The following is a 16,060-nucleotide window of genomic DNA, read 5'->3' as shown; positions in this document are numbered from 1 at the left end:
TGTGAACAGGGCGCTTATTGTGGCGAGGGAGCTTGCTCCCGCTCGAGTGCGCAGCACTCGCCCGGCGATTTGAAACACTTGGGGCTGCTTCGCAGCCCAGCGGGAGCAAGCTCCCTCGCCACAGGAGGGCGGTGCAATCAATCATCGGCCACCCCCAGGACAATCCGCCCACTCGAACAGGCCGCCGTGTCATTGCGATAAGCGAAGTACAGCTTGCCGCGCTCGCGGTCGAAACGCAGGTGCAGTTGGATTTCATCGCCGGGGCGCATCAGTTGCTGGAACTTCAGCACTTCCATGCCGACGAACCGCGGCGGCAGGTCCATCAGTTGTCGGCCCAGGCTCAAGGCCCAGTCGACCTGCACCACGCCGGGGAGGACCGGTGCGGTGGGAAAGTGGCCGCTGAAATACGCCAGGTCCGGGGGCACCAGCAGTTGCAGGCTCCATTGCCCGTCGGTTTCGACCTGTTCGAGCACTTGCGGGGCTTTGGGGCGCGCAGCCATCAGCAGGGCTTCGACTTCGGCCTGGGGCAGCTTGCCTTGGGCGTTGAGCGGCAACTGCCGCAGCCAGCGCCAGCGCCGAGGCAAGGCGAGGGTTTCGCAGTGTTCGCTCAAGTGACGGCGCAAGGCCTCGGTCACGGCGCGTCGACCCAGGTTGCGCAAGGCGTGCAGGCCGCTTTCGCTCAGCACCAGCAGCGCCCCGAGGGAGGCGCGATTTTCCTGGACCACCCCCAGTCGGGCTTCGCTGACCCAGTCGTGGGCGATCAACGCCTGTTCCAGCATGGGCAGGGAGATGCGTTTCTCTTCAAGCTTGACGATGCGATCCAGCCGCCCGAGCAGTTCGAAGCGTCCATCCCCGGCGATCCGCGCCGCGTCGGCGGTGTGTTCCACATGGCCGGCCGGCAGATAAGGCGAGGCGATCAGCAAGGCGCCGTCACTGTCCTGGCTCAGCTTTACGTCGGCGAAGGGCTGCCATAAGCCTGCGCCCTGACGCCAGGCGATGCCGCCGGTTTCCGAACTGCCAAAGATTTCCGTCGGCCATTGCCCCAGCCGCTGGTGCAGGCTTTGGGCGGCCTCGGTCGGCAAGGCACCACCGGAGGAGAATACCCGGCGTACGCAGCTCAAGGCTGGCCAGTCGAGGTTATCGCCCATGCGCTTGAGCAAGGCCGGGCTGGCGACCCAGGCAAAAGCCGGGTACTGACGGCTGGCGCGTTGCAGGTCTTCGGGAAAAGCCAGTTGCCGGCGCACGAATGTACGCCCGGCACACAGCGGCCACAGCACCCGAAACAGCAGGCCATAGATGTGCTGGGTGGCGACGCTGCCGATCACGCAGGCCGGGCCCAGGTCGGTGCCCCACAATTGTTCCAGGGCCTGGACTTCGTTGCTCAACTGACGCAGATTTTTCTCGATGCGCTTGGGCTCGCCGCTTGACCCTGAGGTGCACAGGCTCAGCCAGCACTGATCGAGGTCCAGTTCAGTGGCCTCAAGGGGGGCTTGTCGCAGGTCGTCGAGACGGATGTCCGTGGGTTGATCGGTCAACCACAGGTCGACGTCCGCCGACCAGCGCTGGCGGGTCTGGGCTTGCAGGTCGGCCGGGAGCAAGACGCTGGCCCCGGCGCGCCAGGCACCGAGCAGGGCCACCGCCAGGTCGGCGGCGTCTTCCAGGTGCACCGCTATGCGCCGTACGCCGCGGGCCTGCAGACCGGCGGCCAGGCCCAGCGCCGCGTCCCGCAGTTGCGAGTGGCTCAGCGCCGGGTCGACGGCCACAGCACGGTCCGGCTGGGCGCTGAGCAACATCTGCTCAAGTGTTATCCAATTCATGGGCGGCCTCTTACCCGTTGTCGTATAAGCCATTCAATGGCAAACAGCAGCCCCATCAATCCGTAGGAAATCAGGCCGGTGTACAACATCCACCAGCTCAGCGGCGCCCAGAGGGTGAGGGCGGCGGCGAGCAAGCCGTTACACAGGAAAAACACACTCCAGACCACCGTGACCTGGCGGGTATACACCACCGCGTTGGCCGGTAGCTGCGGTTCGCGCAGGCGCGCCAGGCGCTCGACCATCGGCGGACCGTATTTCAGGCTCAGGGCGAACAGCCCGAGCATGAAGGCGCTGATCAGCACCGGATACCAGCGCAGCAGGAGCGGGCTGTCGAACAGCGCGAGCAAAACACTGAAGGCAATTGCCGTAACCGCCATCCAGCGGCTGCCGGGCCCGCTTTTACCGAGCAATGCCCGGGCCAGCCACAGGCTACCCAGCAGCAGGCCGAACTGCCATGGGGCGAAATGCTCCATGCCGAAATACACCGCAAAGGGGTACAACAGGCCCACCAGCAGCAGGCCGAGGCCAATCAGCCGGGTCATGCGGCCGGTTGAACCAGTCGATAGACCGCCTCGACCACGTCGTTGACGGTGCGCACCGACTTGAATTCTTCGGCGGCGATCTTCTTGCCGGTCTGGCGCTTGATGTGGTCGATCAGGTCGACCGCGTCGATGCTGTCGATTTCCAGGTCCTGGTACAGGTTCGACTCCAGCGTTACGCGCTCAGGGTCCAGCTCGAAAAGCTCGACCAGAGCATCGCGCAGGGTATTGAAAATGTCGTCACGAGTTTGCATGGTCCGGTCTCAGGCTACGCGATTTGCAGTGACGAAGGCCGCAAGGCTTGCCACATTGCTGAAATGGTTGCGGGTGTCCTTGGCGTCGGCATCGATCTTGATCCCGTACTCCCTCTGGATCGCCAGGCCCAGCTCCAGGGCATCCACCGAGTCCAGGCCCAGGCCTTCGCCGAACAGGGTCTGATGGTCGCCGATATCGTCGGTGCTGATGTCCTCCAGGCCGAGGGCGTCGATGATCAGCTGTTTGATGTCATGGTGCAGATCGCTCATCTTCGGCGAGCTCCTTGATGTAATAGTGATGCAGAAAATCGTTGAGCCTGCGCGAAGCCTGCGGCGCAGGGCCGAGCGCGGCGAACGCCTGTGGATCTATATCGGCCCCCACGTGGAAACTGAAGTGCACGCGGCGCTGAGGGATGCGATACCAGGGTTCGGCCTTGGTCAAAGTGGTGGGGCTGACCTTGATGGTCACCGGAGTGAGGATTTTCGCACCTCGCAGCGCGATGGCCGCTGCGCCCCGATGAAAGGCCGGTGGTTGGCCTGGCCGAGTACGGGTGCCTTCGGGGAACACGATCAGGCTCTGGCCGTCCTGCAGGGCGTCGCTGGCGGCATCAAGCATGTCCATGCTGCCGTCGTTGCTGATGTATTGGGTCGAACGCAGCGGGCCGCGGGTGAAGGGGTTTTCCCACAGGCTCTGCTTGACCACGCAGTTGGCGTCGCGCACCAGGCCGATCAGGAACACCACGTCGATCAGCGACGGATGGTTGGCGATGATCATTTGCCCGGGGCGACCGAGTTTCTCCGCGCCGTCGATCTGATAGGTGAGCACGCCGGTGCGGGCCATGAAACGGATAAAGAACCAGAACAGTCGCCCCACAGTGCGGCGGGCTCGCAGGCGGTGGGCCTGGGCGTCGCCGGGCAGCCAGGCCAGCAATGGAAACACCAGCAATCGCAGGCACAGCCCGCCTAGCCCGAACAGGACGAAGCTTGCCGCAGTCGCGATCAGGCGCCAGTAGTAGGCGTCGCGATGTTTGCCGTTCACCGGTTGCGTTGCCAGGTCCATACACGATTCTTCCAGGCATGTTGGCAGGTGGATAGGTTGTTCAGCAGCGTACGCAACAAACCCAGGGCATGGGGCCAGTCGCTGGCGGGCCTTTGATCGGCCTGGGTGGACAGGTCCAGTTGCCAATCGTCGCCTGGAGTCAACAGCAAGCCCACTGCATAGGGGAAGGGCACATCGTTGACCCAGGGAGCGTAGACCTGGGGCGGCTGCTCTTCGGTGATCACCAGCAGCACCGCCGCCGCTCCCTCGTTCAGCAGCGCAACGGCTTCCAGGATCCCGTGTTCCAGCCCGTCGCCCGTGGCCGCCAGGGCGGTCATTTCGCTGGTTTCGCCGCGCAGGATCGACCACAGGCCGATCACGGCGTTATGCACCGACAGGCTGAATTGAGTCGGCGATAACGGTTGGTTGGCTGCCAGGTCCTTGAGAATCTCAAAAGTACGCGGGGTTTCGCCGTGACGGGAAATAAAGACCAACGGCAGGTTCGACCGGCCTTCGGCCAGCGGCCAGCCCACGCTGAAGGCCATCCGCGCCAGGCGACTGAGGCGACGGCGCTGCATGGCCGGCAGAAACGAAACGTCAGGGGCGGCATCGCTGGCGGGCAACACGACCGGCTGTCGGCTCCATGCCTGCCAGTCGTCCACGCTTTCGAGCCCAGGGGCCCACGCGCGCCATTGGGCGATGTTGAAATTGATCACAAATACACCCCACCCCTGCGGGCTTTTATTGTCACGGTTCAGTGGTTTGACCCGCGTCCAACCCTGCATGGTCTTGCGACCCAAGTGGCGCGCATTATCAGGGTGCGGTTGGCTTGTAGCAAATGCTGGTTACATTTTGCTCAGCGAAATGTACCGGTTCGTTCGTCCAGGCGCAGACAAGAGCCATTGTCGCGATTATGACGAGTATGTCTGTCGGACGTTTCTGTCACTCTCGCGCCAAGTTGATGCTTCAGGGGTGGAAAAAACCTCCGGCGTCGTAGTCCATCCGCAGCGAAGGTAGCGAAGGGGTATCGAGGCCTACTACACTCGGGAATCTTTGATACACGGAGGTTTTGACATGCGGCGCGTGGTATTCAATCAGAAAGGTGGCGTGGGCAAGTCCAGCATCGCCTGCAATCTGGCAGCGGTCAGTGCCAGCGAGGGGTATCGCACGCTGTTGGTGGACCTGGATGCCCAGGCCAATTCGACTCAATACCTGACGGGCCTTACCGGCGACGACATCCCCATGGGTATCGCCGATTTCTTCAAGCAAACCCTGTCGTCCGGGCCCTTCTCGAAAAAGAACAAGGTGGATATCTACGAAACACCGTTCGACAACCTGCACGTCATCACTGCCACCGCCGAGCTGACGGATCTGCAACCCAAGCTTGAGGCGAAACACAAGATCAACAAACTGCGCAAGTTGCTCGAAGAGCTGGGCGAGGATTACGACCGGATCTATCTGGATACCCCGCCCGCCTTGAACTTCTATGCGGTTTCGGCACTGATCGCCGCTGATCGTGTGCTGATTCCCTTCGATTGCGACAGCTTTTCACGTCAGGCGTTGTACGGTCTGTTGGCGGAAATAGAAGAACTCAAGGACGACCACAACGAAGGGCTCGAAGTCGAAGGCATCGTCGTCAATCAGTTCCAGGCGCGGGCCAGCCTGCCGCAGCAGATCCTTGACGAACTCATTGCCGAAGGCTTGCCGGTTTTGCCGGTGTACCTGAGCAGTTCGGTGCGCATGCGAGAATCCCATCAGGCGAGCTTGCCCCTGATCCATCTGGACCCGCGGCACAAGCTGACCCAGCAGTTCATGGAGTTGCATAGCTTGCTGGAAAGCGCCTGATTGACTGGCGTATACAAGTCCACTGTGGGAGCGAGCCTGCTCGCGATTGCGGTGGCACATTCAACATAGAGGTAGCCAGGCAGTCCGCTATCGCGAGCAGGCTCGCTCCCACAGTGCTGAGGTCAAATCCCCTGGCCGCGCAACCAACTCATCAACTGCGGCAACGGCAATGCCCCGCTCTGGCGCGCCACTTCGCGGCCGTCCTTGAACAGGATCAGGCTGGGTATCGAGCGGATCCCCAGCTGTGCCGATAGCTGCTGGTTGGCTTCGCTGTCGAGCTTGGCCAGGCGGCATTTACCCACCAGTTGCATGGCGGCCTGTTCGAACACGGGCGCGAAGGATTTGCATGGCCCGCACCAATCGGCCCACACATCCACCAGTAACGGCAGGTCACCCTTGATCTGGCTGGCGTAGTCGCCTTGCTTGAGTTCGAACGGTTTGCTCAACAGCACCTGGGCCTTGCAGCGCCCGCACTTGGGCTCATCGCCCAGGCGTTCGGCGGGGATGCGGTTGAGCCCGTTGCAGTGGGGGCAGGGGATCAGCATTGGGACAACTCCAGAAAAGATCATTGGTAAAGATTTGACCACCGTGTAGAGCACACCGCAAACACTTGTGGGAGCGAGCCTGCTCGCGATTGCGGCCTGACAGTCAATACGTCATTGACTGTCAGACCGTCATCGCGAGCGGGCTCGCTCCCACAGGGGTTACGCGTTGCCGGTTACTTCGCGCTGGTCAGCGTGTTGTAGCTGGTCATCAGGTTGCGGTAGTCCGGGATGTGGTTGGAGAACAAGGTCGCCAGCCCTTCCACATCGTTGCGCCAGTCGCGGTGCAGTTCGCAGGCCAGACCGAACCAGGTCATCAATTGCGCACCCGAGGAGGACATGCGGTCCCAGGCCGATTGACGGGTCAGCTCGTTGAAGGTGCCAGAGGCATCGGTGACCACGAACACCTCGAAACCTTCGGCCAGGGCCGACAGTGCCGGGAAGGCTACACAGACTTCCGTGACGACGCCGGCGATGATCAGTTGCTTCTTGCCGGTGGCTTTGATCGCCTTGACGAAATCTTCGTTGTCCCAGGCGTTGATCTGGCCGGGGCGGGCGATGTACGGCGCGTCCGGGAACAGGCTCTTGAGCTCGGGCATCAACGGGCCGTTGGGGCCGGTTTCGAAACTGGTGGTGAGGATGGTCGGCAGCTCGAAGTATTTGGCCAGGTCGGCCAGGGCCAGCACGTTGTTCTTGAAGCGGTCCGGGTCGATGTCACGCACCAGCGACAGCAGGCCAGCCTGGTGGTCCACCAGCAGAACGGCGGCGTTATCTTTGTCGAGACGCTTGTAGGAAGTGGTCATGGCGTTAGTCCTCTAAGTTTTGGCTGCCGAGCGGTTCGGCGTGGTTAAAGTTTTCAGTGTTGGTGTGTTGCTAAGCGATGGACATAGATTAAAACTGGCACCTTTGATGCGCTAGACTGCAAAAATCAGCCTTAGCGTTCTATTTGGAGAACGATCATCGAAGACCTCAACACGCTTTACTACTTCACCCAAGTGGTCGAGCACGGCGGTTTCGCCGCCGCCGGCCGAGCGCTGGACATGCCCAAATCGAAGCTCAGCCGGCGCATTGCCCAACTGGAAGAACGCCTTGGGGTGCGGTTGATCCATCGCTCCAGTCGTCATTGCTCGTTGACGGAGATCGGCCAGGCCTACTACCAGCGCTGCCTGGCGATGCGGGTCGAGGCCGAGAGCGCGGCCGAAGTGATCGAGCGCAACCGCTCCGAGCCCCAGGGCCTGGTGCGTATCAGTTGCCCGACAGCGTTGCTCAACAGCTGGGTCGGGCCGATGCTGACCCGCTACATGCTCAAGTACCCACGGGTGGAGTTGTTCATTGAGAGCACCAACCGCCGGGTCGACCTGATCCATGAGGGTTTCGATATCGCGTTGCGGGTACGCTTTCCGCCGCTGGAAAACACCGACATGGTCATGAAAGTACTGGGCAATAGCACCCAGTGCCTGGTAGGCAGCCCGGCCTACCGCGAGCGTCTGTCCTCACCCGCTTCACCGGCGGACCTGCACGGTTTGCCGAGCGTGCACTGGGGGGCGGCGCAGCGTGAATACCAGTGGGAATTGTTCGGCCCGGACGGCGCCAGCGCGTTGATTCGCCATGAACCACGCATGGTCACCGATGACCTGCTGGCCCTGCGTCACGCGGTACTGGCGGGTATCGGCATCGCTCACCTGCCTGCCGTGGTGGTGCGCGAAGACCTGGCTGCTGGCCGGCTGGTGGAATTGGTACCGGGCTGGACGCCCAAGTGCGGGATCGTCCATGCGATCTTCGCCTCCCGGCGCGGGTTGCTGCCGTCGGTGCGCACGCTGATTGATTTTCTGGCCGAAGAATTCAGCCAGAGTGATATGGCGTAGGGCGCAGGCAGCATTACCACCGGATTTCCCTTGTGGGAGCGGACTCACGATCCAGGCATTTTCCCAGGACATTTATCAAGACTGCCATTCATCAGGTGCGCCGCACTGAAAACGCCCCAGGCCCTCAAAAAACACACAGCACCTGTTCGCAACCCAGGAGGCCCCATGAGCAATCCTCAAGACCCAACTATCCCCCAGGCACCCACCAACCCTAACGACGACGGCTTCGTCCTCGGCACCGCCGGCCGCGACGAAGACCCGAACGCCGCCCCGTCCTACGCCATCGACCGTCGCCACGAACGGGATGAACTGACTCCCGAAGACGCCCGCGGCATGCCCGGCTACCCCGAGAAAAAACCGCCGGCCAAACCGGCTGGTGAAGCAGAGAGTGGCGAGGCAGAACCGGGCATCGAGACGCCTGAGCAGGGCAACGATAAGGTGGGGTGAGCAGGGCTCACATCCGCTCACATTTTTTGCCGAAGTCTTGAAGCCTTGGGTGACTAGGCTAAAAAAACACTTCGGCAACCTTCTGTCTATTTGGCTCTATCGCAATTTGCGATGCGTCCGATCTGTGTTTAACTCCTCCATAGCAAAATGCGATAAGGACATTGCATGCATGTGATCACTGAGAAGCGCATCTGGGAGGCCAAGGAAAAATGGCCGCACTGAGCCAATTCGCTGGATCAATGGTATCGGCTTATCAAACGCAACAGCCCGGCTGACTTCGCTGCGATGAAATCCATTTTTCCCGCAACCGACAAGGTCGGTCCGCTACATGTATTCGATATTGGTGGCAATAAATTGCGATTGATTGCCGTGGTTCGCTATCGGCCTCAGCGCTTGTACATCAAATGCGTGCTGGATCATCAGGAATACGACAAAGGCAAGTGGAAGGAGGAAAAGGGATGAGTGCACTAATCGAACAAGTCGCCGCCCATTGGGAGTTTGTGTCGCCCCTGCTGCGCAAACCCGGGAACGAGGAGGACTACGACCGGTTGGTCGCAGCTCTCGATGAATTGCTGGAATTGATTGGTGAAGACGAAGCCCATCCCCTTATGAGCCTGGTGGACATCATCGGCGAATGGATCGAGGCCTGGGATCACCAACATCGGCCAATGCCCAAGGCCAGCGGCGTCGAGACACTTCGCTACCTGATGCGCGAGCATGGGATGAGCCAGAGCGACTTGCCGGGCGTCGGCACCCAGTCGGTGGTATCGGAGGTGTTGAGCGGCAAGCGCCAGCTCAATTTGAGGCAGATCCGCTGGCTGGCGGGGCGCTTCGGCGTGTCGGTTGAAACCTTTATTTGACGTTTCCCTGTGGGAGCAAAGCTTGCTCGCGATACAGGCTCCTCGGTTTATGGGGAAGACCGAGTTGCTTTCATCGCGGGCAAGCCTTGCTCCCACATGCCTTGCCCTCGCAGGACTGAAGGTTTTACGACGAACAACTGATCTCCAGATGTTTGCCCCACTCCGGCGGGCGTTGCGCGTAGCTGTCCATGCCCGGCTGTTCTTCGAACGGCCTGCTCAGCACCGTGTGCAGGCGGCGGACTTCTTCGTAGTCGCCTGCCTCGGCGGCGTCGATGGCTTTCTGCGCCAGGTAGTTGCGCAGCACATACAGTGGGTTCACCGCGTGCATGCGGACGCGACGCAGGTCTTGATCGACAGGGCCTTCGCGGCTGACGCGGGCAACGTATAGCTCGCCCCAGGCGTCGAAGCCCTTGAGGTCGACGAAGTCATCGCGCAGGGCGGCGACGGCCTGTTCGGGGGACTGATCGCCTAGCCGGCGGAAGAACAGGCTGTAGTCGACGCCGCTGTTTTGCATCAATTGCAGCAGGCGCTCCACCAGGTTCTGGTCATCCTCCTCGGCGCTGGTCAGGCCCAGGCGGCGGCGCATCAGGTCCAGGTAGTGGGCCTGGTACAGCGGCAAATACAAACCGAGTGTTTCACGCAGGGCCTCGACGCTGATGAACGGCGTCAGGGCCTGGGCCAGTGCGCTGAGGTTCCATTGGCCGATCGGCACCTGGTTGCTGAACGAGTAGCGGCCCTGGTCATCGGAGTGGTTGCAGATGAAGTTGGCGTCGAAGTCGTCGAGGAAGGCGAACGGCCCGAAATCGAAGGTGATGCCCAGGATCGACATGTTGTCGGTGTTCATCACACCGTGGCAGAAGCCGTAGGCTTGCCATTTGGCGATCAGTTCGGCGTTGCGCTCGACGATTTCGCGGAACATCGCCAGGTACGGCTCCGGTTGTTCGCGGCACTCGGCAAAGTGCATGTTCAGCACATGCTCCGCGAGGGTGGCATGCAACTCGGGCTTTTTGGTGTAGTAGAAGTATTCGAAATGCCCGAAGCGCACATGGCTCGGCGCCATACGCAACACCATGGCGGCGCGCTCCTGCCTTTCGCGCCATACCGGGGTGTCGGACCCGATCACGCATAAGGCGCGTGTAGTCGGTATGCCTAGGGCGTGCAGCGCTTCGGACGCCAGGAACTCGCGGATCGAGGAGCGCAATACCGCCCGTCCGTCGCCCATGCGTGAGAACGGTGTCTGGCCGGCACCCTTGAGGTGCAGGTCCCAGTGTTCCCCGGCCTCGTTGTATACCTCTCCCAGTAGCAACCCGCGGCCGTCCCCCAGTTGTGGGTTGTAATGGCCGAACTGGTGGCCCGAATACACCATCGCCCGGGGCTCGGTTTCAGCCCACAGCTTGTGTCCGCCGAACAGCTCGGCGAACAGCGGCGCCTGGGCTTCGACTGGGTCCAGGTCCAGCAACGCCATGGCTTGGCGGCTGGCAACGACCAGCCGAGGATTGTCGATGGGCTCGGGTAGCACGTGGGCCGAGAAACCGTCGCCAAGACGGGCGAAGCGGTTATCGAAGGTCAATGTTTCCAGGGTTTTCATGGCCGTCTCCGGCGCGATGCCCGCAGGCTTCGCGCGATCAGTCGAGGGTGGCTGCCGGCGGCTCTGGCAAGGACTTGGGCCCTGGCGTGAGGGGAGGCTCAGGCGTCGCGGTTTTGTCTCCAGGCAAGACAGGTGTCAGCTTGTATTCCAGGCCTTGAAGATTTTTCAAGGAAACTTCTACCTGCCGAAAGGCAATGCTGATGTTCTGCTTCTTGAATTCGCGACTGATGAACCGGTTGATCTCGTCCAGCACAGGATTGCGGTCACCCAGGTCGCGCACATGCATGCGCAGCTCATGGTCCAGGGTACTCTCCCCGAAGTTGAGGAAGTACACGAGCGGTTCTGGTTCTTTCAGCACGCGCGGGTTCTCGCGGGCAGCCTTGAGCAGCAGTTCCTTGACCAGATCAAGGTCTGAGCCGTAGTCGACCCCCAGTTTGAGGGTTACCCGGGTGACGGTGTCGGTCAGCGACCAGTTGATCAACTGCCCGGTGATGAACGTTTTGTTCGGAACGATGATGTCTTTACGGTCGAAGTCGGTGATGGTGGTGGCGCGGATACGGATCTTGCTGACCGTGCCCGACAGGTTGCCGATGGTGATGGTGTCGCCGATCCGCACCGGACGCTCGAACAGAATCATGATCCCGGAGATGAAGTTGGCGAAGATTTCCTGCATGCCGAAGCCCAGGCCCACCGAGAGCGCGGCTACCAGCCATTGCAGTTTGTCCCAGCTCACGCCCAGGGTGGAGAGTGTGGTGACGAAGCCTATGCCAGCGATCACATAGGACAGCAGCGTGGTGGCGGCATAGGCGCTGCCCTGGGCCAGGTCCAGTTTCGACAGCACGAACACTTCCAGCAGGCCCGGCAGGTTACGCGCCAGGGCAAAGGTGATGCCGATGATGATCAGCGCGCCGAGCATATCGCCGATGCTGATGGGCACCATGCTCATGTTGGCGCCGGTGCCGCTGGTGTATTCGTAGAGGGTGATGTTGTCCAGATAGGAGAACACGCTGATCAGGTCCGACCAGACCCAATACAGCGCGGCGATGAAACCGCCCAGCAGCGCCAGGCGGATCAGGCGCAGGGACTGTTCGTTGACCTTTTCGATGTCGAGGGTCGGCTCCTCGACCACTGCTTCGCCATCACCGGCTTCCTTGGTCGCCTGACGCTTGGCCAGGGCGCGCTGGTAGGCCAGGCGCCGCGCCGCGACCGACAGGCCGCGCACGAAGGTGGCTTCGATCACCAGCCAGAACATCAGCAGGTACAGGGTATTGATCAGTCGGTCGCTGAGTTTGAGCGCGGTGTAGTAGTAGCCGAAGCACACGGCTACGAACAAGGCGATGGGCAGCGCGGTGAACATCACCCCGACGGCCTTGCGGAACAGCGAAGTGTTCTGGTGGGTCGGGCTGCTGAGCAACAGCCGGCTGAGCAGCCAGGCCATCAGGGCGTAGCAGGTCAGCACCACCGGCATGCCCAATACATCGTCGGCCAGGGCCGAGGGTTGCAATTCGGCCACGGCCACCACCGCGACCAGCGCCAGTACCACCAGCCCGAGTCGACGGATCCAGCCCTGAAGGAATTCGACCTGGGGTTTTTCCCAGCGGAAATGCAACTCGGCCACGCCACCGGGCGCCAGCACCCTATAGGCGGTATAGAACACCAGCCAGGCCTGGCCGATCTGCAGCAGCGCCGCGCCGAGGTTGGCGTTCTGGCCCCGGGCGTCGATCTGCAGGGCGTAGCCGCACAGGGCCAGCGCCAGGGCTACCGGCATCGCCAGCAGGATATTGATCAGAATCGCCTGGGGGGTGTGCCACTGACTGTCACGCTTGAAGTGGCCGACGTCCTGGTGAACCTTGTTCAACCGGGCATACAGATTCTTGCGTCGCCACAGCAGAGCACCGATGAGCAGCGCCAGGGGCAGGAACAGCAGCGGCCGCTGGGTCAGGCCGTCCGCCAGCTCACTGAGACTCGAGGCCCAGGGTAGCGAGTCGACCTGTTTTTCCAGGCGCGCTGGCACGCCCCGCATCCATTCGAAATCCAGCGGCTTGTTGCTGGGAATCCAGAACATTTGCTCTTCCAGGGTCGCCCGCAAGTTTTGGGCGGTACTGAGCAGTTGCTTCTGGTTGAGCTGCAAGGTGATGGATTCGTTAAGCACCGCGCTCAACTCGCGGTTCAGCCTTTCCAGCAGGTCGACCCGGGTCAGGGCCAGTTCCAGCAGGGTCTTGCGCAGTTGCGGCGTGACTTGCTCGGCAGGCTGCGAGGCCAGCAGATTGTCGACATAGGCGCTTGGGTTGTTCAGCAGCTCGCGTTGTTGACTGACTTCGAACTGGTACAGGCGAATGTCGGCAATCTGGTCCGCCAGATTCTTGTCCAGTACCAGGCGCGGCAGGGTCTGGCGCTGTTTGTAGAGAATCTTGGACAGCAGCAGGCTGCCCTTGAGTACGCTGATCTGCTCGTCCAGGGCCGCGTCGGTCTGGGTAACGCTGTCCAGCAGTTGCTTGGTCTGCAGGTTCTGCTGGGTGACCTCATTGAGGCGGTCGGTGCTTTTGAGCAGATAGTCGGAAAGTTTCAGGTTGGCCGTGCTTTCGGTCGCCAGCAGGCTGCTGCCGCCGGCCTTCTGGGCTTCGATGGATTGCTGGGTCACCGTTTCCTGGGACTGGGCCAGTCGCTTCTGGTTGATCAGCGTCTGCAGGTCCTGGATTTCCTGCTCCATGCGGTCGATCTTTTCCGTCAGCAAGTCGTGCTGACTGTTGCCCAGGTCTTGCAACTGGCTGTTGCCGGCCAGTTCCTGGCGCCGCAGCGGAATCAGGGCATTGAGTGCGGCCAGTTCGGCGTTGAGCTGGTCGCGCTGTTCGCCGTTCAGGGTTTTACCGGCATCCTTGCCCGTCTTGAGGATGGTGTTGATCTGCTGGATGCGGGTCTGGCTGCTGGCGATTTCGGCCTGGGCGCGCTCGGGGCGGGTCTGGGCGGTGATGATCAGGCTGTTGGCATCGGCCAGGGCTTTTTGCAGGTCACTCTGCTGGGTGGAACGGTCCGTCAGCATCTGTTCGAGCTGGGGCACCGGCAGGTTGGCGTAACGCTGCGCCACCGGCACCACGGGGGTGCTCTTGAGCCGGGCCAGCTCGCGCTGGTTTTCAATGTTTTGCTTGGGGGCACTGGCCAGCTGCTGTTTGAGATCGACCAGCTTCTGCTCGTATTCGGCCTTGCTGGTGAGCTGTGCCAAGGTCTTTTGCAGGGTCTCCTGCAAGGCCTTCTGCTCGGCTTCCGGCAGTTTGCGGTCAGCGATTTTGTCCAGGCTGGCCTGGACCGAAGCGCTGGTGAGCGGTTCGGCGGCTTGCAGTGGGCAGACGGAAAGACTCAGGCCCAGCAGGGCAATGGTTAAAAAGGAGCGCAGGGTAGGCATAGAGACCGGTCGAGCAAGTGAAAGTGGGAGCAGTTTAGAGGAACAAGCCGGGACCCGGGCGACTTCCTTCGGGGAATCTGACGCCCACTTTGCCGATCTTGTTCCCGTCCATGACCGCAACGGTCCAAAGGGTGTTGTTCCAATCCACCTGGTCACCGACTACTGGCGCGCCACCGACTTTCTGGGCGATGAAACGGCCCAGGGACATGTCCGGATCGATGCCGTCCAGCTTCAGCCCGTACAGGGCCGCAACCGCGGCCAGCTGGGCGTCTCCTTCGAGTACGAAGTCGCCGAAGAAGCGCAGATCCAAGCCCCTTTGCGGTGCCTGGCTGAACAGTTTTCCAAGGGCCGGCAAATCGTGTTCATGGCCGATCACACACAACAAATCACCGACTTCCAGCACCGTACTACCCGACGGATGGAGCAGTTGCTGGCCACGGAACAGGGCTGCGATCCGTGTACCGTCGGGCATTTTCAGATCCCGCAGGGGCGAGCCGATGCACCATTTCTCCGCGCCGAGGCGATAGATGAACAGTTCCCACTCGCTGGTGACGTGGACCTCCAGCGCTGCCCGGGAGATCGGCAGGGGTTCTGGGGGGACGGTAACGTGCAACAGTTTGGCGACCCACGGCAGGCTCGTACCCTGCACCAGCAACGACACCAGCACGATAAAGAACGCCAGGTTGAAGTAGAGCTGGGCGTTGGGCAGGCCGGCCATCAACGGGAACACTGCCAGGATGATTGGCACCGCGCCGCGTAGGCCGACCCAGGAAATGAACACTTTCTCGCGGCCATGGAAAGCCTTGAACGGCAACAGCCCCACCATCACCGACAGCGGACGTGCGATCAGGATCATCCACAAGGCCAGGCCCAGGGCCGGCAGGGCGATCGGCAACAGGTCATGGGGCGTGACCAGCAGCCCCAGCACCAGGAACATGCCGATCTGCGCCAGCCAGGCCATGCCATCGAGCATGTGCAGGATGCCATGACGGCTGCGCACCGGGCGGTTGCCGATCACCAGGCCGCACAGGTAAACCGCGAGGAAGCCGCTGCCGTGCAGGGCATTGGTCAGAGCGAACACCGCCAGGCCGCCGCTGATGACGAGGATCGGGTAGAGCCCGTTGGCCAGGTTGATGCGGTTGACCAGTTGCAGCATCAGCCAGCCACCACCCAGGCCGATCACCCCGCCGATGCCGAATTCACGCAACAAGTGCCCCAGCAGGTTCCAATGCAGACCGGTTTCACCGCTGGCGAGCATGCCGATCAGGGTTACGGTCAGGAACACCGCCATGGGGTCGTTGCTACCGGACTCGATCTCCAGTGTCGCGCTGACCCGCTCGTTCAGGCCCTTGCCGCCCAACAGCGAAAACACCGCCGCGGCATCGGTCGAGCCGACGATGGCGCCAATCAGCAGACCTTGCATCAGGTTCAGATTGAACAGCCACGCCGCCGCCAGGCCGGTCAGCCCGGTGGTGATCAGGACGCCAACGGTGGCCAGCGACAATGCTGGCCACAACGCCACGCGAAAGCTCGACACCTGCGTGCGCAAGCCGCCGTCCAGCAGAATGACCGCCAGCGCGAGGTTGCCGACCAGATAGGCCGTGGCGTAGTTATCGAACAGAATCCCGGCGCCGTCGACACCGGCAACCATGCCCACGGCCAGGATGATCACCAGAATCGGGATGCCCAGGCGGGACGAAAGAGAACTGACCAGAATGCTCGCACCTACCAGCAACGCGCCGATCAAGAACAGGCTGTTGATGGTCGTCGCAGTCAAAGGCAGTACTCCGAGCAAGCGTGGGGGGCGGGCGCAAACTGACCATGCAGTCTGCGTGCCAGCGATTCTAACCTGTTGAAATGTGAT

15 protein-coding genes and 1 pseudogene are annotated in these 16,060 nt (G+C 61.7%); 5 read left to right on the top strand and 11 right to left on the bottom strand.

Features of this window, described 5'->3' with window-relative positions:
• Positions 1–137 precede the first annotated feature (137 nt).
• Genes HQ912_RS26225 through HQ912_RS26200 form a run of 6 tightly spaced genes read right to left on the bottom strand, consistent with a single transcriptional unit; the run spans position 138 to position 4,365 of the window.
• Entirely contained in the window at positions 138–1,817 is a 1,680-nt protein-coding gene (locus HQ912_RS26225) for an AMP-binding protein (protein ID WP_107321424.1), read from the bottom strand.
• A complete protein-coding gene (locus HQ912_RS26220) occupies positions 1,814–2,359 on the bottom strand; it encodes a membrane protein (protein ID WP_047225938.1) in 546 nt (181 codons plus the stop codon). The genes HQ912_RS26225 and HQ912_RS26220 overlap by 4 nt, the downstream gene beginning before the upstream one ends.
• Positions 2,356–2,610, bottom strand: a complete 255-nt coding sequence (locus HQ912_RS26215; protein ID WP_030140951.1) for an acyl carrier protein — start codon at positions 2,608–2,610, stop codon at positions 2,356–2,358. The genes HQ912_RS26220 and HQ912_RS26215 overlap by 4 nt, the downstream gene beginning before the upstream one ends.
• Positions 2,611–2,619: 9 nt before the next feature.
• On the bottom strand, positions 2,620–2,880 hold the full coding sequence (locus HQ912_RS26210) for a phosphopantetheine-binding protein (RefSeq protein ID WP_047225937.1): 261 nt from the start codon (positions 2,878–2,880) through the stop codon (positions 2,620–2,622).
• Positions 2,861–3,670 carry a lysophospholipid acyltransferase family protein gene (locus HQ912_RS26205; RefSeq protein WP_047225936.1) on the bottom strand — a complete coding sequence of 270 codons (810 nt, stop codon included), beginning with the start codon at positions 3,668–3,670 and terminating at the stop codon, positions 2,861–2,863. Before HQ912_RS26205 ends, HQ912_RS26210 begins: the two co-directional genes overlap by 20 nt.
• Entirely contained in the window at positions 3,646–4,365 is a 720-nt protein-coding gene (locus HQ912_RS26200; RefSeq protein WP_047226187.1) for a beta-ketoacyl synthase chain length factor, read from the bottom strand. The genes HQ912_RS26205 and HQ912_RS26200 overlap by 25 nt, the downstream gene beginning before the upstream one ends.
• Before the next feature lie 358 nt (positions 4,366–4,723).
• Here HQ912_RS26200 and HQ912_RS26195 point away from each other — a divergent pair, with 358 nt between their 5' ends.
• On the top strand, positions 4,724–5,494 hold the full coding sequence (locus HQ912_RS26195) for a ParA family protein (protein ID WP_047225935.1): 771 nt from the start codon (positions 4,724–4,726) through the stop codon (positions 5,492–5,494).
• 122 nt (positions 5,495–5,616) lie between these two features.
• Here HQ912_RS26195 and trxC read toward each other — a convergent pair whose 3' ends face one another.
• Positions 5,617–6,039 (bottom strand): thioredoxin TrxC, encoded by a 423-nt coding sequence (gene trxC / locus HQ912_RS26190; protein WP_173407460.1) that lies wholly within the window; start codon positions 6,037–6,039, stop codon positions 5,617–5,619.
• Positions 6,040–6,212: 173 nt separating this feature from the next.
• The gene (gene ycaC, locus HQ912_RS26185) at positions 6,213–6,839 is read right to left on the bottom strand and encodes an isochorismate family cysteine hydrolase YcaC (protein ID WP_047225933.1); all 627 of its coding nucleotides are present in this window, start codon (positions 6,837–6,839) and stop codon (positions 6,213–6,215) included.
• 156 nt (positions 6,840–6,995) lie between these two features.
• Between ycaC and HQ912_RS26180 the strand changes: the two genes are divergently transcribed.
• The 4 genes and pseudogenes from HQ912_RS26180 (at position 6,996) to HQ912_RS26165 (ending at position 9,208) form a co-directional block, all read left to right on the top strand.
• A complete protein-coding gene (locus HQ912_RS26180; protein WP_188252209.1) occupies positions 6,996–7,901 on the top strand; it encodes a LysR family transcriptional regulator in 906 nt (301 codons plus the stop codon).
• A 165-nt stretch (positions 7,902–8,066) separates the two neighbouring features.
• The gene (locus HQ912_RS26175; protein WP_047225931.1) at positions 8,067–8,348 is read left to right on the top strand and encodes a hypothetical protein; all 282 of its coding nucleotides are present in this window, start codon (positions 8,067–8,069) and stop codon (positions 8,346–8,348) included.
• A 165-nt stretch (positions 8,349–8,513) separates the two neighbouring features.
• Positions 8,514–8,810, top strand: a pseudogene (locus HQ912_RS26170) (type II toxin-antitoxin system HigB family toxin).
• Positions 8,807–9,208, top strand: a complete 402-nt coding sequence (locus HQ912_RS26165) for a type II toxin-antitoxin system HigA family antitoxin (RefSeq protein ID WP_047225929.1) — start codon at positions 8,807–8,809, stop codon at positions 9,206–9,208. The pseudogene HQ912_RS26170 and the gene HQ912_RS26165 overlap by 4 nt, the downstream one beginning before the upstream one ends.
• A 124-nt stretch (positions 9,209–9,332) precedes the next feature.
• On the opposite strand, the gene selO is transcribed toward HQ912_RS26165, so the two are convergent.
• The 3 genes from selO to HQ912_RS26150 are packed head-to-tail and all read right to left on the bottom strand — an operon-like array spanning position 9,333 to position 15,973.
• Positions 9,333–10,796: a protein adenylyltransferase SelO gene (selO, locus tag HQ912_RS26160; protein ID WP_173407459.1), complete on the bottom strand. Its 1,464-nt coding sequence runs from the start codon at positions 10,794–10,796 to the stop codon at positions 9,333–9,335.
• A 37-nt stretch (positions 10,797–10,833) separates the two neighbouring features.
• Positions 10,834–14,196 (bottom strand): mechanosensitive channel MscK, encoded by a 3,363-nt coding sequence (gene mscK / locus HQ912_RS26155; RefSeq protein ID WP_173407458.1) that lies wholly within the window; start codon positions 14,194–14,196, stop codon positions 10,834–10,836.
• A 34-nt stretch (positions 14,197–14,230) separates the two neighbouring features.
• A complete protein-coding gene (locus HQ912_RS26150; protein WP_107323221.1) occupies positions 14,231–15,973 on the bottom strand; it encodes a potassium/proton antiporter in 1,743 nt (580 codons plus the stop codon).
• Positions 15,974–16,060 lie beyond the last annotated feature (87 nt).

The sequence above is a fragment of the Pseudomonas sp. MPDS genome (assembly GCF_013283895.1).
GTDB lineage: Bacteria > Pseudomonadota > Gammaproteobacteria > Pseudomonadales > Pseudomonadaceae > Aquipseudomonas > Aquipseudomonas rhizophila.
Note: the sequence above shows the minus strand (reverse complement) of the source record. Positions and strands in the feature narration are given on the sequence as shown.

What these genes read in the sequence shown, in the direction of transcription:
- HQ912_RS26210 (WP_047225937.1), bottom strand. Translation starts at nt 2,880, where the DNA reads ATGAGCGATCTGCACCATGACATCAAACAGCTGATCATCGACGCCCTC.
- mscK (WP_173407458.1), bottom strand. Translation starts at nt 14,196, where the DNA reads ATGCCTACCCTGCGCTCCTTTTTAACCATTGCCCTGCTGGGCCTGAGT.
- HQ912_RS26195 (WP_047225935.1), top strand. Translation starts at nt 4,724, where the DNA reads ATGCGGCGCGTGGTATTCAATCAGAAAGGTGGCGTGGGCAAGTCCAGC.
- HQ912_RS26215 (WP_030140951.1), bottom strand. Translation starts at nt 2,610, where the DNA reads ATGCAAACTCGTGACGACATTTTCAATACCCTGCGCGATGCTCTGGTC.
- HQ912_RS26205 (WP_047225936.1), bottom strand. Translation starts at nt 3,670, where the DNA reads ATGGACCTGGCAACGCAACCGGTGAACGGCAAACATCGCGACGCCTAC.
- HQ912_RS26175 (WP_047225931.1), top strand. Translation starts at nt 8,067, where the DNA reads ATGAGCAATCCTCAAGACCCAACTATCCCCCAGGCACCCACCAACCCT.
- HQ912_RS26220 (WP_047225938.1), bottom strand. Translation starts at nt 2,359, where the DNA reads ATGACCCGGCTGATTGGCCTCGGCCTGCTGCTGGTGGGCCTGTTGTAC.
- selO (WP_173407459.1), bottom strand. Translation starts at nt 10,796, where the DNA reads ATGAAAACCCTGGAAACATTGACCTTCGATAACCGCTTCGCCCGTCTT.
- trxC (WP_173407460.1), bottom strand. Translation starts at nt 6,039, where the DNA reads ATGCTGATCCCCTGCCCCCACTGCAACGGGCTCAACCGCATCCCCGCC.
- HQ912_RS26165 (WP_047225929.1), top strand. Translation starts at nt 8,807, where the DNA reads ATGAGTGCACTAATCGAACAAGTCGCCGCCCATTGGGAGTTTGTGTCG.
- ycaC (WP_047225933.1), bottom strand. Translation starts at nt 6,839, where the DNA reads ATGACCACTTCCTACAAGCGTCTCGACAAAGATAACGCCGCCGTTCTG.
- HQ912_RS26225 (WP_107321424.1), bottom strand. Translation starts at nt 1,817, where the DNA reads ATGAATTGGATAACACTTGAGCAGATGTTGCTCAGCGCCCAGCCGGAC.